General features: G+C 36.8%; 18 protein-coding genes. 17 read left to right on the forward strand and 1 reads right to left on the reverse strand.

The genetic code is table 11. The features are described from left to right. Nucleotides 1-48 precede the first annotated feature (48 nt). From carA to RMR09_RS02780, 10 genes are all read left to right on the forward strand, one after another. The gene (gene carA / locus RMR09_RS02735) at nucleotides 49-1,149 is read left to right on the forward strand and encodes a glutamine-hydrolyzing carbamoyl-phosphate synthase small subunit (protein WP_310594289.1); all 1,101 of its coding nucleotides are present in this window, start codon (nucleotides 49-51) and stop codon (nucleotides 1,147-1,149) included. 240 nt (nucleotides 1,150-1,389) lie between these two features. Then, on the forward strand, nucleotides 1,390-2,682 hold the full coding sequence (eno, locus tag RMR09_RS02740) for a phosphopyruvate hydratase (protein ID WP_229316097.1): 1,293 nt from the start codon (nucleotides 1,390-1,392) through the stop codon (nucleotides 2,680-2,682). 157 nt (nucleotides 2,683-2,839) lie between these two features. Next, a complete protein-coding gene (locus tag RMR09_RS02745) occupies nucleotides 2,840-4,111 on the forward strand; it encodes a citrate synthase (RefSeq protein WP_310594290.1) in 1,272 nt (423 codons plus the stop codon). 79 nt (nucleotides 4,112-4,190) lie between these two features. Continuing rightward, nucleotides 4,191-5,105 (forward strand): arginine deiminase family protein, encoded by a 915-nt coding sequence (locus RMR09_RS02750; protein ID WP_310594291.1) that lies wholly within the window; start codon nucleotides 4,191-4,193, stop codon nucleotides 5,103-5,105. A gap of 78 nt (nucleotides 5,106-5,183) precedes the next feature. Then, nucleotides 5,184-5,552 carry a four helix bundle protein gene (locus tag RMR09_RS02755; RefSeq protein ID WP_310594292.1) on the forward strand — a complete coding sequence of 123 codons (369 nt, stop codon included), beginning with the start codon at nucleotides 5,184-5,186 and terminating at the stop codon, nucleotides 5,550-5,552. Nucleotides 5,553-5,697: 145 nt separating this feature from the next. Beyond that, the gene (gene ctlX, locus RMR09_RS02760) at nucleotides 5,698-6,639 is read left to right on the forward strand and encodes a citrulline utilization hydrolase CtlX (protein WP_310594293.1); all 942 of its coding nucleotides are present in this window, start codon (nucleotides 5,698-5,700) and stop codon (nucleotides 6,637-6,639) included. A 60-nt stretch (nucleotides 6,640-6,699) separates the two neighbouring features. Next, nucleotides 6,700-7,065 carry a CoA-binding protein gene (locus tag RMR09_RS02765; RefSeq protein ID WP_310594294.1) on the forward strand — a complete coding sequence of 122 codons (366 nt, stop codon included), beginning with the start codon at nucleotides 6,700-6,702 and terminating at the stop codon, nucleotides 7,063-7,065. Nucleotides 7,066-7,101: 36 nt separating this feature from the next. Next, on the forward strand, nucleotides 7,102-7,722 hold the full coding sequence (gene recR, locus RMR09_RS02770; protein WP_310594295.1) for a recombination mediator RecR: 621 nt from the start codon (nucleotides 7,102-7,104) through the stop codon (nucleotides 7,720-7,722). 30 nt (nucleotides 7,723-7,752) lie between these two features. Continuing rightward, nucleotides 7,753-9,144 (forward strand): UDP-glucose 6-dehydrogenase, encoded by a 1,392-nt coding sequence (locus RMR09_RS02775; protein ID WP_310594296.1) that lies wholly within the window; start codon nucleotides 7,753-7,755, stop codon nucleotides 9,142-9,144. Nucleotides 9,145-9,224: 80 nt separating this feature from the next. Next, entirely contained in the window at nucleotides 9,225-9,689 is a 465-nt protein-coding gene (locus RMR09_RS02780) for a UpxY family transcription antiterminator (RefSeq protein ID WP_310594297.1), read from the forward strand. Nucleotides 9,690-9,981: 292 nt separating this feature from the next. On the opposite strand, the gene RMR09_RS02785 is transcribed toward RMR09_RS02780, so the two are convergent. Beyond that, the gene (locus RMR09_RS02785) at nucleotides 9,982-10,365 is read right to left on the reverse strand and encodes a DUF559 domain-containing protein (protein ID WP_310594298.1); all 384 of its coding nucleotides are present in this window, start codon (nucleotides 10,363-10,365) and stop codon (nucleotides 9,982-9,984) included. A gap of 1,072 nt (nucleotides 10,366-11,437) precedes the next feature. Here RMR09_RS02785 and RMR09_RS02790 point away from each other — a divergent pair. From RMR09_RS02790 to RMR09_RS02820, 7 genes are all read left to right on the forward strand, one after another. Beyond that, on the forward strand, nucleotides 11,438-11,869 hold the full coding sequence (locus RMR09_RS02790) for an adenylyltransferase/cytidyltransferase family protein (protein ID WP_310594299.1): 432 nt from the start codon (nucleotides 11,438-11,440) through the stop codon (nucleotides 11,867-11,869). 148 nt (nucleotides 11,870-12,017) lie between these two features. Continuing rightward, complete coding sequence (locus RMR09_RS02795) at nucleotides 12,018-13,019, forward strand: mannose-1-phosphate guanylyltransferase (protein WP_310594300.1); 1,002 nt, start codon at nucleotides 12,018-12,020, stop codon at nucleotides 13,017-13,019. 87 nt (nucleotides 13,020-13,106) lie between these two features. Beyond that, the gene (locus RMR09_RS02800) at nucleotides 13,107-15,548 is read left to right on the forward strand and encodes an SLBB domain-containing protein (protein WP_310594301.1); all 2,442 of its coding nucleotides are present in this window, start codon (nucleotides 13,107-13,109) and stop codon (nucleotides 15,546-15,548) included. Between the two features lie 688 nt (nucleotides 15,549-16,236). After that, nucleotides 16,237-17,532 carry a nucleotide sugar dehydrogenase gene (locus tag RMR09_RS02805; protein WP_310594302.1) on the forward strand — a complete coding sequence of 432 codons (1,296 nt, stop codon included), beginning with the start codon at nucleotides 16,237-16,239 and terminating at the stop codon, nucleotides 17,530-17,532. A gap of 330 nt (nucleotides 17,533-17,862) precedes the next feature. Beyond that, nucleotides 17,863-18,261, forward strand: a complete 399-nt coding sequence (locus tag RMR09_RS02810; RefSeq protein ID WP_409070952.1) for an ORF6N domain-containing protein — start codon at nucleotides 17,863-17,865, stop codon at nucleotides 18,259-18,261. 440 nt (nucleotides 18,262-18,701) lie between these two features. Then, the gene (locus RMR09_RS02815) at nucleotides 18,702-19,766 is read left to right on the forward strand and encodes a Wzz/FepE/Etk N-terminal domain-containing protein (protein ID WP_310594303.1); all 1,065 of its coding nucleotides are present in this window, start codon (nucleotides 18,702-18,704) and stop codon (nucleotides 19,764-19,766) included. Nucleotides 19,767-19,772: 6 nt separating this feature from the next. Then, a complete protein-coding gene (locus RMR09_RS02820; protein ID WP_310594304.1) occupies nucleotides 19,773-20,960 on the forward strand; it encodes a UDP-N-acetylglucosamine 4,6-dehydratase in 1,188 nt (395 codons plus the stop codon). Nucleotides 20,961-20,962 lie beyond the last annotated feature (2 nt).

A 20,962-nucleotide genomic window follows, 5' to 3' on the forward strand; every position in this document is an offset into this window, starting at 1 on the left:
TGCATTCGCTGCTTTTATGAATTAAATTTGCAGCATATTAAACTACAAATGAAATACACAACTAGACAAAGCGCCATTCTTTTACTAAGTGATGGGACTATTTTTCACGGAAAATCAATTGGAATTAGCGGAACTACTTTTGGAGAAGTATGTTTTAATACCGGAATGACAGGATATCAAGAAATCTTTACTGATCCTTCTTATTTTGGACAAATTATGGTAGCTACTAATGCTCATATTGGTAACTATGGTGTTAATGATAAAGAAATAGAATCTCAAGGCATTAAGATCTCTGGTTTGGTTTGTAAAAATTTCAGCTTTAATTATTCTCGTCCGGATGCTTCAGAGAGTTTGGAAGCGTATTTTACCAAACAAAATTTGATTTGTATTTCGGATGTAGATACACGTGCCTTAGTAAGTTATATTCGTGACCACGGTGCTATGAACTCGGTTATCTGTACTGATGGTACTCCAATTGAGGAATTAAAAGCTGCTTTGGCCCAAGTCCCAGATATGAAAGGATTAGAGTTGGCTTCTAAAGTGTCTACTAAAGCTCCTTATTTCTTTGGAGAGGAGAATGCTACCTATAAAATTGCTGCTTTGGATTTAGGTATTAAAACGAATATTCTTCGCAACTTTGCGAAAAGAGATTGTTACATCAAGGTGTTTCCTTATGATTCCTCTTATGCTGATTTAGCATCATTTAATCCAGATGGTTTTTTCTTGTCTAATGGGCCTGGGGATCCAGATCCTTTAACAAGTGCTATCGGTGTGGCTAAAGAAATTATAGCCAATAATCAACCTTTATTCGGAATTTGTTTAGGACATCAGGTGATTGCTTTGGCTAATGGTGTTTCTACTTATAAAATGTTTAACGGACACCGTGGTATCAACCATCCTGTTAAAAATGTGATTACGGGTAAAGGGGAAATTACTTCTCAAAATCACGGGTTTGCTGTAAATAAAGAAGAGTTGGAACAACATCCTGATTTAGAAATCACTCATTTACATTTGAATGATGAGACCGTTGCGGGAATGCGTATGAAAAATAAAAATTGTTTTTCAGTACAATACCACCCAGAAGCTAGTCCAGGACCACACGATTCTTCGTATTTGTTTGATCAATTTATTGACAACATGAAAAAATAATTACATCCTTTGAAGATGTTATTAGAGCGGAGTAGTAGTACTCCGCTTTTTTATTTAACATTTTGCCGTATTTGAGTGTTATTTCTTTTAAAACTTTGATAATCACAATTTGACTGTAATTATTACTTAAAAATTACAACGTTTTCGTTAATAAGATTGATTTTTTTTGTGTTTTGATTACGAAAGATGTAATATATTTGCGTTTAAATTATAGAGTTCAACATTATAAAATAAATGATTATGAGTATTATCGTTAAAATTCACGCAAGACAAATTTTTGATTCTAGAGGGAATCCTACTATTGAAGTTGATGTTATCACAGAAAACGGTGTTCTAGGAAGAGCAGCAGTTCCATCTGGAGCTTCTACTGGAGAACACGAAGCTGTTGAGTTACGTGACGGAGGAAAAGCGTTCTTAGGAAAAGGAGTTTTGAATGCAGTGAACAATGTAAATACTCTTATCGCTGATGAGTTAGTAGGTACTTCTGTTTTCGAACAAAATGTATTGGATCAAATGATGATTGATTTAGATGGTACGCCTAATAAATCAAAATTAGGAGCTAATGCTATTTTAGGAGTTTCTTTGGCTGCTGCTAAAGCTGCTGCTAATGAATTAGGTTTGCCATTATACAGATACGTAGGTGGTGTTTCAGCTAACACTTTGCCAGTACCTATGATGAACATCATCAACGGAGGTTCTCACTCAGATGCACCTATCGCATTCCAAGAGTTTATGATTTTCCCTGTAAAGGCGACTTCATTTTCTCATTCTATGCAAATGGGAACTGAAATTTTTCATAGCTTGAAAAAAGTATTACACGATAGAGGTCTTTCTACTGCTGTAGGTGACGAAGGTGGTTTTGCACCTAATTTAGCTGGTGGTACTGAAGATGCTTTGGATACAATCAAAAAAGCAGTTGAGAATGCAGGATATACTTTTGGAGACGAAATTATGATTGCTTTAGACTGTGCTGCTTCAGAGTTTTATGTAAACGGGAAATACGATTACACTAAATTTGAAGGTGAAACAGGAAAAATTAGAACTTCAGAAGAACAAGCTTCTTACTTAGCAGAATTAGCTGCTAAATATCCAATTATTTCTATCGAAGACGGTATGTATGAAAACGACTGGGATGGATGGAAATTATTGACCGAAAAAATTGGTGATAAAGTACAATTAGTTGGAGACGATTTGTTTGTAACTAATGTAGAGCGTTTGTCAACTGGTATTGAAAAAGGAATTGCTAATTCTATTTTAGTAAAAGTAAACCAAATTGGTACTTTGACAGAAACTATTGCTGCTGTAAACATGGCTAAAAATGCGGGTTATACTTCAGTGATGTCTCACCGTTCAGGAGAAACAGAAGATAATACTATTGCTGACTTAGCAGTAGCTTTGAACTGTGGTCAAATTAAAACAGGTTCGGCTTCACGTTCTGATCGTATGGCTAAATACAATCAGTTGATTCGTATTGAAGAAGAGCTTGGCAACACGGCTTATTTCCCTGGAAAAAATGCATTCAAGATAAAATAATTAAACATATCTTATTATTTTAAAGCCATTCACGCTTCGTGAATGGCTTTTTTTTTGAATTTTAACATTTTCACCTCAAATTTCGCTTTCAAATTAATATGAAATTCCCTAAATTTGAGGAATAATTATTTAATTAAGTTTATTTCCTTTTTATATTATGTCAAAAATAGCAACATTAGAAATCGATGGAAATCAATTTGAACTTCCCGTTATTGTAGGAAGTGAAAATGAAGGCGCTGTCGATATTAGTAAATTACGTGACGCTTCAGGTTTAATCACACTTGATCCAGGTTACAAAAATTCAGGTTCTTGCAAAAGTGAAATTACATTCCTTGACGGTGAGTTAGGTATTTTGCGTTACAGAGGATATTCTATCGAAGATTTGGCCGAAAAGTCGAATTTCTTAGAGGTTTCTTATTTGGTTATTTTTGGCGAATTGCCAACTACCGAGCAATTGCATCAGTTTGAAGAGGATATTAGAAAATATACTTTGGTGAACGAAGAAATGAAGAATATCATTGACGGTTTCCCAAAGACTGCGCATCCAATGGGTGTGTTGTCTGCTTTGACAAGTGCTTTGACTGCATTTAATCCAAAATCAGTTAATGTAGAGAACAGCAAAGAAATGTATGAGGCGGTATGTAAGACTATGGGTAAATTCTTAGTGATTGCTACTTGGACGTATAGAAAAAGTATGGGCTTCCCATTGAACTACTATGACAATACAAAAGGATATGTAGAAAACTTCATGCGTTTGATGTTTGAATTGCCTACAGGTCCTTACGCAGCCGATCCAGTTGTTATTAATGCTTTAGATAAATTATTTATACTTCATGCTGATCACGAGCAAAACTGTTCTACTTCTACAGTGCGTATGGTAGGTTCTTCTCATGCTGGTTTGTTTGCTTCTATTTCTGCTGGAGTTTCAGCGCTATGGGGTCCACTTCATGGTGGTGCAAATCAAGCGGTACTTGAAATGCTAGAAGAAATTTATAAAACAGGTGGTGATGCGGATAAATATTTGGCAAAAGCCAAAGACAAAAACGATCTATTCCGTTTGATGGGATTTGGACACCGTGTGTATAAAAACTTTGATCCGAGAGCTAAAATTATTAAAAAAGCAGCTGACGAAGTATTAGGTACCCTAGGCGTTGAAGATCCAATTTTAGCCATTGCTAAAAAATTGGAAGCTGCGGCTTTGGAAGACGAATACTTCAAATCAAGAAATTTATATCCTAATGTTGATTTCTATTCTGGAATCATTTACAGAGCGTTAGGAATTCCAACGGATATGTTTACCGTAATGTTTGCTATTGGAAGATTACCAGGTTGGATAGCACAATGGAAAGAAATGCGCGAAAATAAAGAGCCTATTGGAAGACCAAGACAAATATATATCGGTCATCCCTTGAGAGAATTTAAACGATAATTTCTACTTCAATAAATCTAAAGCTTCACTTTCCAGTGAAGCTTTTTTTGTTATCTTAGCTCACTTAAATCCCGAATTTATGTTACAATTACATGTACAAGACGAAACATCACGCTTACGGGCAGTGGTTTTAGGAACTGCTGTGAGCAATGGACCAACTCCCAAACCTGAAGAGGCATACGACCCTAAATCATTAGAGCATATCAAAGCAGGGACTTATCCCGTTGAACAAGATATGGTGCTTGAAATGGATGCTTTTGAGTCGGTGTTGAGAAAATATGATGTAACCGTTTTTCGTCCGCAATTGATTCCTAACTACAATCAGATTTTTACGCGTGACATTGGGTTTGTGATTGATGATGTATTTGTTAAGTCGAATATTTTGCCTGATAGAGAACGAGAATTGGATGCGATACAGTATATTATTGATCAAATCAATCCTAGCAAAGTGGTTCGTCCACCCTCAGCAGTACATATTGAAGGAGGTGATGTGATGTTGTGGAATAATTATATCTTCGTTGGTACCTATAAAGGAAGTGATTACAAAGATTATATCACTGCTAGAACGAATGTACAAGGAGTAGAGTACCTTAGAAAGTTGTTTCCAAATAAAATAGTAAAGGAATTCGATTTGGTTAAATCCAAAATAGAAGCCCGCGATAATGCACTGCATTTGGATTGTTGTTTTCAGCCTGTTGGCAAAGACAAGGGAATCATCTATAAAAGAGGTTTTCGGGAAGAAGCCGATTATCTGTTTTTAGTGGACTTGTTTGGAAAAGACAATCTCTTTCATATTAAACGCAAAGAAATGTATCATATGAATTCCAATGTGTTTTCTATTGCTCCTGATGTTGTGGTATCCGAACGAAAATTTCATAGATTGAATAATTGGCTTCGTAACAATGGATTTACCGTTGAAGAAATTCCGTATGCTGAAATAGCCAAACAAGAAGGCTTATTGCGATGCTCGACTTTGCCTTTGATTAGGGAGTGATCGGTTTTCTGTTGTTGGTTTTCTGTTATCAGTTATCGGTTGTGAGTTGACTGCTGTGTAATTTAGAATTGTATTAAAATGAAAAGTCATGAAGATTTAGACATATACAAGATTAGTTTAGTCCTATTTTATAAAATTCATAAAGCTTCATTGCAATTGCCAAAGTATGAGTTGTATGAATTGGGTAGCCAAATTAGACGATCTGCCGATTCGGTAAATTCAAATATAGTAGAAGGGTATGGAAGAAAGCGATATAAAGCCGATTTTATTAAATTTTTGGTTTATTCTCATTCTAGCTGTTTAGAAACCAAAGCACATTTATTGAAAATAAAACATATATACATTGGTTTACTCCCAGATGTAGATCAATTTATTGCCGACTATGATGTTTTAGGGGCAAAAATCTATACATTTATACAATATGTTGAATCCAACTGGAAAACGTGATTCCTACAGATAACTGAAAACAGAAACAATAGATAAAACTTTGTGCCTTTGCGACTTCGTGGCAAATTTGAGATTGCCTGACTGCCGCAGGCAGGCTTCACTACGTTCGCAAAGACAGACAACCAATAACCGAAAACAAAAAAATATGAACCAAACTACTAACGCTATTCTAATGATTCGCCCAGTGGCGTTTCGAATGAACGAACAAACTGCTGTTAATAATTATTATCAAAAAGTATTAGATGGATTGTTACCAGCAACGGTTAATGCTAAAGCACAGCAGGAATTTGATGCTTTTGTAGCTCAATTAAGAGCGGTAGGCGTGCAGGTGATTGTAGTGGATGATCGTCCCGAATTGGATACTCCTGATAGTATTTTTCCAAACAATTGGATTTCTTTTCATGAAAATGGTGATGTGGTGTTGTATCCCATGTTTGCTGAAAACAGACGTTTAGAGCGCCGAGAAGATATTTTAGATATCTTGGAAGAAGAGGGTTTTGAAATCAATGAAATTATGGACTATACTTCAGCTGAAGCGGAGGGTTTTTTCCTCGAAGGAACAGGAAGTATCGTTTTGGATAGAGAAAATGGGAAGGCGTATTGTGCTTTGTCTCCGCGTGCTGATGAAGAATTGTTTATTGAATTTTGTGAGGATTTTGAATATACTCCCGTTATTTTCGAGGCGTTTCAAACGGTTGAGGATGAACGTAAGTTAATTTATCATACTAATGTAATGATGTGTATTGGAGATACGTTCGCTGTAATTTGTGCTGATTGTATTGATGATAAAAAAGAGCGCAAAATGGTCTTAGATAGTTTGCGTGGCGATGAAAAAGAAATCATCTTGATTACTGAAGCGCAATTGAACAATTTTGCAGGCAATATGTTGGAAGTAGTAGGAGCTAATGAACGCAGGTATTTAGTTATGAGTGAGTCGGCTCGTCAAAGTTTGACTAAAAAGCAAATCGCCCAACTGGAAGAACATCTTACAATTTTGAGTGCTAATTTAGATACTATTGAAGCTTGTGGGGGTGGAAGTGCGCGATGTATGATGGCAGAAATTTTCTTACCCAAAGCTACGGTTTAGTTAGAATAATTTAATACAACCGTTTCTTTTTGATTACTTTTGTGTTCACAATTCAAATAGATGAAAAATAAAAAAACATTGGTGCTGGGAGCTACAACTAAACCAGAGCGTTACGCCTTTAAAGCGATTACGAATTTGGTTGCTAAAGGGCATTCGGTTTTAGCGATAGGGCAAAATGCAGGAGAAGTGGCTGGGATTAAAATTCAGACGAAAGCCTTGCCGATTAAAAGTATTGATACGGTTACTTTGTATCTGAATCCAGTGCGCCAAAGAGATTATTATAATTATATTATTGAGGCACATCCTAAGCGTGTCATCTTTAATCCGGGAACTGAAAATCCTGAATTTTACCAGTTATTAGCCTTGAACGATATCCAAGTAGAGGTAGCTTGTACCTTGGTGTTATTGGCTACCAATCAATATTAAGACGATACGTTTGTCCAATTCACTATTTTTGTATCCATGGAATTTTCTTCAAAGTTATTAGAAAAAGCAGTCAATGAGATGTCGCAATTGCCAGGAATTGGCAAACGTACGGCTTTGCGATTGGTTTTGCATTTGTTGAAACAACCTCAGGAGCAAACACAGTATTTGTCACAAGCTTTAGTTACTATGCGTGAGGAAATCAAACATTGCACTAGTTGTAATAATATTTCGGACAGTGCGATTTGCGAAATTTGTGCCAATGCGAGTCGGAACCATCAGCTTATTTGTGTAGTGGAAGATATTCGCGACGTGATGGCGATTGAGAACACCGGACAATTTAGAGGAATTTACCATGTGCTAGGAGGGAAGATTTCGCCTATTGATGGCGTAGGGCCGAGTCAGTTGCATATTAGTCCTTTGGTGGAAAAAGTGAAGCAAGGTGGTGTGAGTGAAATTATTTTTGCGTTAAGCTCTACTATGGAAGGCGACACAACCAATTTTTATATTTACAAACAAATTATGAACTATCCAGTGGAATTGTCTACTATCGCTAGAGGAATTTCAGTGGGTGATGAACTGGAATATGCGGATGAAGTAACTTTGGGGCGTAGTATTTTACAACGCGTTCCTTTTGAAAAATCCATTAAGAACAATTAAAATAAAGTTGAATTATTAATAATAGAATAGATGAAGATTACAAAAATTTGTTGCATTGGAGCAGGTTATGTGGGAGGACCCACTATGGCAGTGATTGCTCAAAAATGTCCGCATATTCAGGTTACTGTGGTGGACTTAAATGCCGAACGTATTGCCGCTTGGAATGACGAGAATGTGGATCATATTCCCATTTACGAACCGGGTTTGAGCGCAGTGGTTGGCGAGGCAAGAGGAAGAAATTTATTTTTTTCTACGGATGTGGAAAAAGCCATTGATGAGGCGCAATTGATTTTTATTTCGGTGAATACACCAACCAAAACCTACGGAAAAGGAAAAGGTATGGCGGCCGACTTGAAATACATTGAATTGTGTGCGCGTCAAATTGCTCAAGTTGCCAAAGACAACAAAATAGTAGTGGAGAAATCGACTTTGCCTGTGCGTACTGCCGAGGCGATTAAAAACATATTAGATCATACTGGAAATGGGGTGCAATTTCAAATTTTGTCCAATCCGGAGTTTTTAGCAGAAGGAACTGCAGTTCAAGATTTATTGCAACCAGATCGTATTTTAATTGGAGGCGATACTACTCCCGAAGGGCAAGAAGCGATTCAGTCCTTGGTGGAAGTGTATGCCAATTGGGTGCCAACCGACAAAATCTTAACGACTAATGTTTGGTCTTCGGAATTGTCGAAATTAACGGCGAATGCTTTTTTAGCTCAGCGCATTTCGTCTATCAATGCGATGTCGGAATTGTGTGAAAAGACTGGGGCTGATGTCAATGAAGTAGCACGTGCTATTGGAATGGATAGCCGTATTGGTTCTAAATTTTTGAAATCGTCGGTGGGTTTTGGAGGTTCTTGTTTTCAAAAAGACATTCTGAATTTGGTGTATATCGCTAAGTCGTACGGATTGAATGAAGTGGCTGATTATTGGGAACAAGTAATCATTATGAATGACCATCAAAAAAGACGTTTTTCAACTAAAATAGTACAGACTTTATACAATACCGTAGCGGCTAAAAAGATTGCTTTTTTAGGTTGGGCGTTTAAGAAAGATACGAATGACACTCGAGAATCGGCTGCGATCTACGTAGCAGATGATTTGATTAACGAACAAGCTCAGATTGCGGTCTATGATCCCAAAGTTTCGCCTACTAAAGTATTGGCAGATTTGGATTATCTGGAAACGCGTTCGCATGATGCGAATGTGGCTCAAGTACAATCGTATGCAAGTCCGTATGACGCTTGTCAAGGCGCTCACGCCATTGCAGTGCTCACCGAATGGGATGAGTTTACTACTTACGATTGGCAACAAATTTACAATGGAATGCAAAAACCAGCCTTCTTGTTTGATGGACGTAATTTGTTGAATCGTGCCGAGTTGGAAACCATTGGCTTTGTGTACCAAGGTATTGGAGCTTAATTTTTTTTGATTTTTAAATAATTACTAACCTTGGCGTCCCTGCCTGCGGCAGGCAGGCTAGCGTCTTTGCAGTAAAAAATATGAATTGGTACGTACTCTATACAAAGCCCAAATGGGAGAAAAAAGTAGCCGAGCAATTACAAGCTATCGGTATCGATTGCTATTGTCCTTTGGTTATTAAAGAGCGGCAGTGGACGGATCGTAAAAAGAAGGTAGAAGTGCCTTTATTTAATTCGTATGTTTTTGTTCATTTGGATGAGAAAGACCGTTCATTGGTTTTTGATTCACCAGGAGCTGTGCGCTATTTGTTTTGGTTACAAAAACCGGCTATTGTTCGCGAGGAAGAAATTGCCACCATCAAAAAATGGTTGAACGCTCCAGATGTAGCCGAAATTGAAGTGAGTTCTTACAAAGTAGGAGATACTATTGAAGTCGATTCAGGTCCATTTGTGAACCAACAAGCGATAGTGAAGGAAGTAACTGCTTCTCACTATGTTTTAGTCTTGGAGTCGATGGGTTGTGTATTGAAGATGAAGCATAAATAACTTTTGTCAGTTGTTGGTTGTTGGGAATTGTAATAAATTGGTTATCTCTAATTTACTACTTTTCTATTCCCCTCTTGAGAGGGGCTAGGGGTGTGTTTTTCCATTTAAAGTACTTTTTTTGATTTTGTATTTTGGACTAGTCACAATTTGTGACCAGTTTTTTCAAATAGTATTGTAGGGTAACGAACAGATTTGATAGATACTTTATTATTTTAGGTATGTTTGTTTATTCAGAACTATTCCTCTGTCGAGAGGGGTTAGGGGTGTGTCTTTCGTGCGGAACTACTTATCTTTAAGGTTTCTTTTCAAATTCTAGAATATAAAATTCAATTGCCCGAATTACATTTTCCATATCCCTCAAAACTTCAAAGTCACTGAAACGTAAAATAGTTATTCCTAATTCATTCATTCTTTTTTCTTTAACTATGTCTTTGTTGTATACTTCTAAAATTTCATGTGAGTAGCCATCTACTTCAATTCCTAACATTAGATCGTAACAGAAAAAATCTAAAATGTAATTGTCAATTGGTTTTTGTCTGTGAAAGTCGTAACCGTACATTTGTTTTCCTTTTAGTTTTAACCAAAGGTAGATTTCGGTTTCTGTAGATTCGTTACGGAGTTTTTTTGCTAATGCAGTTAGCTTTGGGTTGTAGGGGATGATTTTTCGTTTTGTCATTTGAGTTGGGATTTGGAATTATAAAGGTAATTTATTTTATACAATTACACACCCCTAGCCCCTCTCAAGAGGGGAATGGTTTAGAGTAAATAGATATTCTGCATATAGTGAGATTATATATCCAATATTATTATAGTTTATACAATTACACACCCCTAGCCCTTATTACTAGCTTTAAAATTGTTTTTTTGGAATTGTTGAATCTTTGATTTCAAGAGGGGAACGTCTATTAGCATTAACACTTTTTGTTTTATTTTCTAATTATTACATTCACAAATTGCTACATATTTAGTGAGACTTTGAGCCTTCTTTGTGCTTAATTATAACCCTATAAGTCATATAAGGAAATATAAGAAAGTCGCTTTGCTCCATTCAAGTTCAGATAAGTTAATTGAACCATTAAGAATTTAAGTTGCATTAAGAATATTCACTTTGTGAACCTCTGCGTCTTTCTTTGTGGACTTTGTGTTTAAATTTTTAACCATATAAGTCATTTAAGAAAAATATAAGAAGTTGCTCCGCTTTTTTCAAGAACAGATAAATTAGAATATACTAATCCCTAAAAACCGAGAACCAACAACTGATAACAGACAACCGAATACACATTTTCAAATCCTAAATCGCACTTCGTATATCGTATATTTCTAAACCCTATAAGTCATATAAGAAAACATAAGAAGTCGCTTCGCTCTTTGAAGAGCATTTAACTAGTATACCCTGAACATTTATAACTGAACACTGTTCACTATATCGAAAATCGTATATCGTATATCGTAAATCGTCCCTCGTCCCTCGTAAATCTAAAATTCCCTCTCACTAGATTTAGTGATATTGTAATTTATTTTTTGTTGGAATAGGTAGGAATTTGCTTGATTATTAGTATTTTATAAGCGTGTTAGGTATGTGGATAATTTATAATGTCCTGATGGGTTAAAAAAACGAGCCAATTTCAGCATATTTTTACTACTTTTGCGTTGCTTAAAATAGGTGTTTTTCAGTTCTAGTTATGGGACTGGGAAAGGCGAAGCCGTGGAATAAAGTAAGGAGTTTTAATTCAAATTATAGTGTAATTATGAGTGCCAAACAAAGAATAGGGATCACCTTTAGTGCTTTTGATTTACTTCATGCAGGTCATATTACCATGTTAGAAGAGGCTAAAAGGCAATGTGATTATTTAATTTGTGGATTACAAACGGATCCTACCATAGATCGTCCTGAAAAAAACCGTCCTGTGCAATCTGTGGTGGAGCGTTATATCCAGCTAAAGGGATGTAAGTTTGTAGATGAAATTGTTCCTTATGCTACAGAACAAGATTTAGAAGATATTTTACGTGCTTTCAAAATTGATGTGCGTATCATTGGTGACGAATACCAACATAAAAATTTTACTGGCAGAACCTATTGCGAGGAAAAAGGAATCGAATTGTGTTTTAATATTCGCGAACACCGTTTTTCCAGTAGTAGTTTGCGTCAAGAAGTAGCGGATAAACAGCCGAAGAAATAGTTATCGGTTGTCCGTCATTGCGAACGTAGTAAAGCAATCTCAAATGAATACGATTATAAATAGTTTGAGGTGTTATCGGTTGTCTGTTATCGGTTGTCGGTTGTCAGTTGTCTGTAAAAAGTGCGACTGAAACAATTACATTGAAATTATGAGTGCATCTATTATACATGTTATATTAACTGGTGGAGTAGGAAGTCGTTTGTGGCCGCTGTCTCGCAAAAGCCAACCCAAACAATATTTAGAATTGTTTGAAGGGAAGTCATTGTTTGAAATGACCGTGGCTCGTAATAGTCATTTGGTCAACCAAGTAATTGTAGTGGGTAATGTGGATAATTGTCATTTGAGTCGTAAGGTGTTGGGAAAAACACAAACTTCGTATGTTGACATTGTAGAAGCTACCCCTAGAAACACGGCTGCGGCGATTGCTTTTGCTGCCTTTGCAGCCGCTCCCGACGATATCCTAATTGTAACGCCTTCTGATCATATCATTGACGAAATGGAAGCCTACAATGGTGCTATTACGGCTGCTATTGCTAAAGCACAAGACGATTATATAGTCACTTTTGGGATTGTTCCAACGAAACCAGAAACGGGTTTTGGATATATTGAATACAAAGGAGATGATGTTCTCTCCTTTCGTGAAAAACCGAACAAGGCAACTGCTATTGATTTTATAACAAGAGACAATTTTTTGTGGAATAGCGGCATGTTTTGTTTTAAAGCTAGTGTGCTTTTGGATGAATTGAAAGCGTTTGAACCGGAAGTGTATGCCAAAGCCAATGCCGCTTGGGAAGCCAATCAAGAGGGGCAATTAGACTTGAATTTATCTATGGCTATTCCGTCTATTAGTATTGATTATGCGGTGATGGAACGTTCTAAAAAAATCAAAGTAGTCGCTTCGCAATTTGTGTGGTCTGACTTAGGTTCTTTTGAATCAGTTTATGATTATTTGGCTGCTCAAGGTCATCCCGTGGATGCTAATGGTAATATGGTGATTGGCACGGATGTTTTTTCGACTTTTATTGGGTTGAAAAACACCATTTTTGTGAGTACACCTGATGCCAATTTGATTTTGCAAAAAGAACAATCTCAGGATGTGAAGTACATCTACAATGAGCTGGAAAGACAAGGTTCGGACTTATTAAATTAGAGAGATTAATACAATAGATTTACGATATACGATTTACGATCCCGACGCTTAGGAACGATTTACGATTTATGAAATACTAATAAAAATATGAAAAAATTACTTTTTATCGCCTTTTTGTTTTTAGCCTTGACGCAAACGGCTACAGTAAAAGCTCAGGATTTATTGAAGGGGCAAAACTTAAGCACACTGAAAGTGGATAATTTATCCGATGCCGATTTGGTAAAATTACGTTCGCAATTGCAAAGTAATAGCATGACGATTGATCAAGCGGAACCGATGGCTTTGGCTAAGGGAATGCCCGCTAGCGAGTTTGCTAAATTGAAGGCGCGTCTGGGTACTCCTATGGCAGCCACTATTAAAAAAGGGAATGCGACTGAAAGCATAGAAAGTTTGGGTAGAACCCAAGAGCCTGTTGTCAATACGAAGACTAAAGACGAAGCCAATGCTTTGGTTTTTGGATCGGAATTGTTTGATACGCCTACCTTGAATTTTGAACCTAATTTGAAATTGGCTACTCCAGTGAATTATGTGTTAGGTCCTGGAGACGAATTGCAAATTAGTGTGTATGGTATTCAAGAATATAGTGATGCCGTACCAGTTTCAGTAGAGGGTAAAGTCAATATTCAATATGTAGGACAAATTGCAGTCTCTGGAATGACCATAGAGGCCGCTAGTGTAAAAATTAAAAATGCTATCGCTAAAGTATACAGTACCGTTCGTTCTGGACAATCTCAGGTGGGAATTAGCTTGAGTCGTATTCGCACCATAAAAGTAACCTTAATTGGTAGTCAACAACCTGGCAATTATTCGGTTTCTTCTTTGGCGACGGTGTACAATGCCTTGTTTTTAGGAGGCGGACCTGCTAAGAACGGAAGCTACCGAAACATTGAGTTGATTCGTAACAACAAAGTGTACCGCACGATTGATTTGTACCGTTTTTTGGTACAGGGCAATCAATCGGATAATATTGGATTGAAAGACAATGACGTCATTCGTATTCCGGCCTACACCCAACGTGTGACATTAGAAGGGCAGTTGAAACGTCCAGGAATTTTTGAGATGAAAAAAGGCGAAAGCTTCACTGACTTATTGTCTTTTGCTTCAGGATTCACAGATGTAGCCTATACAGCTTCGGTGAATGTGTTGCAAAAAACAGCCAAGGAATTCAAGGTGCGTGACATCAAAGCCACCGAATTTGCAAGCTACAAACCACAGGCAGGAGATGTGTTTACGGTGAATCGAATTTTGAACCGTTTTGAAAACCGCATTAGTATTCAAGGAGCGGTATTCCGTCCGAATACCTATTCGTATTATCCAGGGATGCGTATCACTGATTTGGTAGCCAAAGCGGATGGTTTGAAAGAAGATGCCTATCGTACTCGAGCTACCATAGTACGTGTGAAAGACGATTTGACCAAAGAAACCGTATCTGTTAATTTAGCGAAAGCACTATCAGGGGATGCACAAGCCAATATCAGTTTGGATAAAGAAGATGTGGTGACGGTTTATTCTATCTTGGATTTCAAAGAAGATTTCAAAGTGACTATCGATGGCGAAATCAAAAAACCAGGAGAATACGATTTTCACCCGGCGCTTACCTTGAATGATTTATTGGTACAGGCAGGAGGATTGATTGGTTCGGCTTCGAAGCGTGTGGAAGTAGCTCGAATGATTCAGTCGGAAGAGATAGATGCTACCAATTCGGCTAGAGCAGAATTATTCAATATTGAAATTACGCCTGAGAATAACGAACAAGCCCAAAATTTTGTATTGGCCCCTTACGATGTGGTGAACATACGCAAAATGGCGGTCTATGAAAAACCAGAAATGGTTACTTTGACAGGAGCGGTACATTATGGAGGTAAATATGTGTTGGCAGATAAGAAAGAAAAAATTTATACCCTAATTCAACGAGCAGGAGGATTAACGCCTTTGGCAAATGTGAAAGGAGTAAAAATTAAGCGTCCTATTTCTGTTAAGCAAATTGAAGATTTAGAAAATGTGAATGTGGATTTGACCAAAAATGTAGTTGATACTGGTGTAACCAAAAAAGATACGGTTAAAAATAAAGCAATTAAAAAATTAAAAACCGAATTGAAATATGCTACTATTCCGGTGGATTGGGATCGCATTGTGCGCAACCCAAAAAGCAGAACGAACATCACCTTACAACCTGGAGACGAAATTGAAGTAGCAGCTTTTTCAGAAAGTGTGAAGGTAACCGGGAATGTGTTATTGACCTCGGAGATTCCGTACAATTCAGGTAGAGGAATTAATTACTATCTGAATGCGGTAGGTGGCACTGATGCGAAAGCGTGGAGAAAAAGAGCTTATGTCATCTACCCTAACGGACAAGCAGCAGTAACCAGTTCGTTTTTGTTTTTCAAATCCTATCCTAAGGTAACACCTGGATCTCAAATCATTGTTCCTGAAAAACCAGAAACTAAGAAAATGAGTACTGGCGAATGGGTAAGTATCGGAAGTGTGATGACGAGCTTGGCGTTGTTGATTGTGACGGCGTTTAAGTAAGATATACGATTTGCGATTTACGAGGTACGATACTAGATATATGATTTATGAAGTACTGTAGAGGAACGCGGACAAGAAAAATTAGAGAAATTTATAAAATTTTAATTTAGTTTACTAATTTAGGATTCAGACATTTCGAGATGATTTATAAAATACTATAGAGGGAACGCGGATTTGATAAATTAAGGAAATTTTATTTAGTTAGATAATTTACAATTCTTAATTGTAAGAACGAATTACTCAGTTTTATTTAACCACAAAGCGCACAAAGTCCTTCGGCAAGCTCAGAATAAGAGCACGGAAGCTCACTAAAAAAAATATCAATTGAGCAATTTGAAAATGTCCAATACGGTTATATAAAATGGAATAGAAGTGTTCAGGAAGTACTACTTAAATGTTCTTAATTAGAGCGAAGCGACTTCCTTAAGTTTTCTTATATGACTTATATGGTTAATTAATTTTAGCTTCGCTCCGTTCGGCTTCGCCTCGGGTCGAAGTACGATATTAGATTTACATAGTGCAAATTTTAATATTCAACGTTCCGTATTGAATATTCAAAATTTTAACAAAGAACATTAGAACAACGAATGTTGAATAATGAAGTTTGACATAAATAAAGATTGCCTGCCTGCGGTAGGCAGGCTTCACTGCGTTCGCAATGACAGAAAACGGATAACCGACAACCAATATGCCTTATAGCTTACAACCCTTTATTGACAAAAAAAAATGCATTTCCGTGACCGGTTTGGGTTATGTGGGATTGCCTTTGGCATTGGAGTTGGCGAAGCATTTCAAAGTGATTGGTTTTGATATTAATCAAGAGCGCATTGCTTTGATGCAACAAGGGATTGATCCTTCTAAAGAATTGGACTCTGAGGCGTTTGTAGGTTGTGATATAACGTTTACATCAGATGTTGCCGATTTACAACAGGCGCATTTTCACATCATTGGTGTACCCACGGATATTGATTCTAATAAAGTGCCGAATTTAAATCCGTTATTAGGCGCTACAAAAAGTGTAGCATCGGCCTTGAAAAAAGGAGATGTAGTGGTGTATGAATCTACCGTTTATCCAGGATGTACAGAAGATGATTGTTTACCAATTTTAGAAGCTGTTTCAGGATTGCATGGCGGTGTTGATTTTAAATACGGCTATAGCCCAGAGCGCATTGTTCCTGGAGATAAGGTGAGAACCTTGACTACCATATTAAAAATTGTTTCGGGTAATGATGCTGAAGCCTTGGAATTGATTGCTGGGGTATACGGAAGTATCATCAAAGCAGGATTGCATCGTGCCGAATCCATCAAAGTAGCCGAAGCGGCTAAGGTGATTGAAAATACCCAACGCGATATTAATATTTCGTTAATGAACGAACTAGCGATTATCTTTGATAAAATGGGCATTGATACCCAAGCGGTGATCGCTGCTGCAGGAACCAAATGGAATTTTCATCAATACCAACCTGGTTTGGTGGGAGGTCATTGCATTAGTGTGGATCCGTTTTATTTGATGCACAAAGCCAAAATGATCGGTATTGAGCCACAGGTGATTGCGGCCGGTAGACGTGTGAATGATTTCATACCGTCTTTTATCGCTAAACGCATTGTACAATCCTTGATTGAACAAGATAAAAATCCAGGTAAATCTCGTGTTTTGGTCATGGGAATTACCTTCAAAGAAGAGGTGTCCGACATTCGCAATTCGAAAGTGGTCGATTTAATTAAAGAATTAGAAGACTATTCGATTACAGTGGATGTAATTGACCCTTTTGGAAGCCCAGCCGAATTAGCACACGAATACAATATTCATTTGAAAGCAGCACCCGAAGGCAAATACGATAGTATCGTTTTAGCAGTTGGACATCAAGCCTACAGAAATATGCAGCCATCAGATTTTGAAAGCTTGTCCAACGGACCGGTCTATCTTTTTGATATTAAAGGGGTTTTGAATAAAGATGATTATGCTAATTATTGGAGACTGTAAGATATACGATTTACGAAGTACGATTTATGATATTTGATTTTAGCTTCGCTCCGTTCGGCTTCGCCTCGGGTCGATTTAGGAAGGTACCAATTTGAAAATTTGAAAATGTATTAAGTAATCCTTCAATAACTGAATATAATCAAATAATACTGAATTAATATCCCCCATTATACAGTTTATGAATACTATAAATCCCAAATTGTGAAAACACATGCTTTTCAAACTAAAATTCATGAAATTCGAGGTGTAAAAGTCATGCTCGATTTTGATCTGGCCACACTATAAGAAGTTGAAACTAAAGTTTTAAATCAGGCAGTAAAAAGAAATATAATTCGATTTCCAGAAGATTTTATGTTTCAAATTACTTTACCCGAGTGGGATAGGAACTCGTCACAATTTGTGACCAGTTCCACAAAACATCGAGGTGCTACTTATTTACCTTATGCATTTACAGAACAAGGAATAGCGATGCTAAGTTCTGTATTGCGTTCTGAAAAAGCAGCACTAGTTAATATCGCTATTATGCGAACTTTTGTTGAAATACGTAAAACAATTGCTTTAGAAAGTTCATTATCACAGCAAATTATGGAATTAAAAAGTAATTTAGAAGAACGACTCAGCGAACATGATGTGCAATTGATGGAAATTTATACTGTTATGGAACAGTTTTTAGATGAAAAACAAGAACGGACGAATTGGGAAAACAGAAAGCGATTAGGGTATAAATAAAAAATTGATTTTAGCTTCGCTCCGTAAGGTTTCGCCTCGAGTCGATTTACGAAGTACGATATACGAGGTACGAAGTATAATATTCAACATTAGAATAACGAACAACGAATGTTGAACAACGAAGTTTGACATAATAAAGATTGCCTGCCTGCGGTAGCCAGGCTTCACTGTGTTCGCAATGACAGACAACCGATAACAAATAACAATAAATTAATATGCGTCCCGACGCTTCGGGAGCGGTGAATTAAAGATTGCTTCACTGCGTTCGCAATGACTAACCTTGGCGCTCTAGCGTCTCTGCCTGCGGTAAGCAGGTTTGTAACAGAAAGCTCACAAGCAGCAAAAAAAACATCAATTTTGAATGTTGAATAACAAATATTCAATTTTGAACTTTAACAAATAAAAACCTTGGCGCCCTAGCGTCTTAGCGGCAAAAATATATGGAAACACAAAACGACGAAATCACCCTTAAAGAACTACTCGAAAAAGCCAAAGAATGGTACTCGTATTTGTTATCGCAATGGAAAATCATTGTGTTAGCAGGAGTAATAGGTGCAGCTTTAGGATTGACTTATTCTATTTTTAAGAAACCAGTGTACACTGCTACTTTATCTTTTGCCTTAGAAGATGAGAAATCAGGTGGAAGTGGTTTAGGGGGTGCTTTAGGATTGGCAAGCTCATTAGGTTTTGATTTAGGTGGTAGTGGAGGAGGAGCCTTCTCAAGTGCTAACTTGACGGAACTATTCAAATCCCGAACTATGGTTGAAGAAACGTTGATGCAACCTGTAATGGCAGTAACGGATACGATTTCCTTAGCGGAACTATATATTCAAACCAAAGATTGGCGAGAAGAATGGCAGGAAAAACCGAAATTGAAAACCATACAATTCCCTCCCTTGACCAAACGGAAGTACTTTACTCGTGAACACGATAGTATTATGGGTGTCATATATGAAGATTTGTCAAAAACTAGTTTGACCGTAGCCCAAAAAGACAAAAAAATAGCCATCATTAGTATTGATGTAAAATCAGAGAATGAGGCCTTTGCCAAAACTTTCTCTGAAACCTTAGCCAAGAATGTGTCCGATTTTTATGTAAATACCAAAAGCAAAAAAGCGCGCATGAATATGGCCATATTGCAACATCAAACCGATTCCATTCGTGCGGAATTGAACGGTGCGATTACTGGGGTTGCAGTAGCCAATGACAATACCTTTATGTTGAATCCCGCTCTAAACGTCAATCGTACGCCATCTGCTAAACGCCAAGTCGACGTACAAGCCAATACGGCTATCTTAACTGAATTAGTCAAACAAACCGAACTAGCGAAGGTAACCCTACGTAAAGAAACCCCTTTAATTCAAGTAATCGACAGACCTATTTTACCCTTGCCGAAAGAACGATTAGGAAAAGCCAAGGGGCTTTTAACGGGAGGAATTTTATCTGGTTTTTTGATAGTTATGGCTTTGATAGTAAGAAGACTAATTAAAACAATAGTTGAATAAATAAGAATGAATATTTTAAAATTAATTGGAAGAGCCTCTGAAATTTTTAATAAGGATATATCTGATAATGAGCAAGATCTCAAAAGAATTGTTTCTGAGTCTTCTTTCTTGGTAATTGGAGGTGCTGGATCAATTGGACAAGCTGTTACCAAAGAAATTTTTAAACGAAACCCACTCAAACTTCATGTTGTAGACATCAGTGAAAACAATATGGTGGAATTGGTTCGTGATTTGAGAAGTTCATTTGGTTATATTAATGGTGATTTTCAGACTTTTGCGTTAGATATTGGTTCGGTTGAATACGATGCGTTTATTGACTCAGACGGAAAATATGATTATGTATTAAATCTTTCAGCTTTAAAACATGTTCGTTCAGAAAAAGATCCATTTACATTGATGCGAATGATTGATGTAAATGTTTTTAATACAGAGAAAACGGTTTTACAAGCTATTGAAAAAGGCACTAAAAAATATTTTTGCGTTTCTACAGATAAAGCAGCCAATCCTGTCAATATGATGGGAGCTTCAAAAAGAATTATGGAGATGTATCTGATGAGTCTAAGCCGTAATATCAACATTTCAACAGCACGTTTTGCCAATGTAGCTTTTTCTGATGGATCATTATTGCATGGTTTTAACCAACGGATTCAAAAACAGCAACCTATTGTGGCGCCAAATGATATTAAACGCTATTTTGTAACACCAAAAGAATCAGGTGAGTTGTGTTTAATGTCGTGCATATTTGGTAAAAATAGAGATGTATTTTTTCCTAAGTTAAATCAAGATTTACATTTAATTACTTTCGCAGATATAGCAGTAAAATATTTAGCAGAATTAGGATACGAACCTTATTTGTGTAAAACAGAGGAGGAAGCAAGAGACTTGATGGCTTCTTTACCTCAGCAAAAAAAATGGCCTTGTTTATTCACAAGCAGTGATACAACGGGAGAAAAAGATTTTGAAGAATTTTTTACTGATTCAGAAGTATTGGATATGCATAGTTTTGAAAATTTTGGAATTATTAAAAACGAAGGAAATTTTTCAAATGAAAAAATAGATTTTTTTACTACTTCAATTAAAGAAATGAAACAAGCTAAAAAATGGAATAAGGAACAATTAGTTGATTTGTTCTTTAAAATGATTCCTGATTTTGGTCACAAAGAAACTGGGAAATATTTGGATTCAAAAATGTAATT

Origin of the sequence: Flavobacterium sp., assembly GCF_031537875.1 — a bacterium.
Taxonomy (GTDB): domain Bacteria; phylum Bacteroidota; class Bacteroidia; order Flavobacteriales; family Flavobacteriaceae; genus Flavobacterium.

What these genes read in the sequence shown, in the direction of transcription:
- RMR09_RS02805 (WP_310594302.1), top strand. Translation starts at nt 16,237, where the DNA reads ATGCCTTATAGCTTACAACCCTTTATTGACAAAAAAAAATGCATTTCC.
- eno (WP_229316097.1), top strand. Translation starts at nt 1,390, where the DNA reads ATGAGTATTATCGTTAAAATTCACGCAAGACAAATTTTTGATTCTAGA.
- RMR09_RS02820 (WP_310594304.1), top strand. Translation starts at nt 19,773, where the DNA reads ATGAATATTTTAAAATTAATTGGAAGAGCCTCTGAAATTTTTAATAAG.
- carA (WP_310594289.1), top strand. Translation starts at nt 49, where the DNA reads ATGAAATACACAACTAGACAAAGCGCCATTCTTTTACTAAGTGATGGG.
- RMR09_RS02745 (WP_310594290.1), top strand. Translation starts at nt 2,840, where the DNA reads ATGTCAAAAATAGCAACATTAGAAATCGATGGAAATCAATTTGAACTT.
- RMR09_RS02815 (WP_310594303.1), top strand. Translation starts at nt 18,702, where the DNA reads ATGGAAACACAAAACGACGAAATCACCCTTAAAGAACTACTCGAAAAA.
- ctlX (WP_310594293.1), top strand. Translation starts at nt 5,698, where the DNA reads ATGAACCAAACTACTAACGCTATTCTAATGATTCGCCCAGTGGCGTTT.
- RMR09_RS02775 (WP_310594296.1), top strand. Translation starts at nt 7,753, where the DNA reads ATGAAGATTACAAAAATTTGTTGCATTGGAGCAGGTTATGTGGGAGGA.
- RMR09_RS02780 (WP_310594297.1), top strand. Translation starts at nt 9,225, where the DNA reads ATGAATTGGTACGTACTCTATACAAAGCCCAAATGGGAGAAAAAAGTA.
- RMR09_RS02795 (WP_310594300.1), top strand. Translation starts at nt 12,018, where the DNA reads ATGAGTGCATCTATTATACATGTTATATTAACTGGTGGAGTAGGAAGT.
- RMR09_RS02800 (WP_310594301.1), top strand. Translation starts at nt 13,107, where the DNA reads ATGAAAAAATTACTTTTTATCGCCTTTTTGTTTTTAGCCTTGACGCAA.
- RMR09_RS02750 (WP_310594291.1), top strand. Translation starts at nt 4,191, where the DNA reads ATGTTACAATTACATGTACAAGACGAAACATCACGCTTACGGGCAGTG.
- RMR09_RS02765 (WP_310594294.1), top strand. Translation starts at nt 6,700, where the DNA reads ATGAAAAATAAAAAAACATTGGTGCTGGGAGCTACAACTAAACCAGAG.
- RMR09_RS02790 (WP_310594299.1), top strand. Translation starts at nt 11,438, where the DNA reads ATGAGTGCCAAACAAAGAATAGGGATCACCTTTAGTGCTTTTGATTTA.
- RMR09_RS02755 (WP_310594292.1), top strand. Translation starts at nt 5,184, where the DNA reads ATGAAAAGTCATGAAGATTTAGACATATACAAGATTAGTTTAGTCCTA.
- RMR09_RS02785 (WP_310594298.1), bottom strand. Translation starts at nt 10,365, where the DNA reads ATGACAAAACGAAAAATCATCCCCTACAACCCAAAGCTAACTGCATTA.
- recR (WP_310594295.1), top strand. Translation starts at nt 7,102, where the DNA reads ATGGAATTTTCTTCAAAGTTATTAGAAAAAGCAGTCAATGAGATGTCG.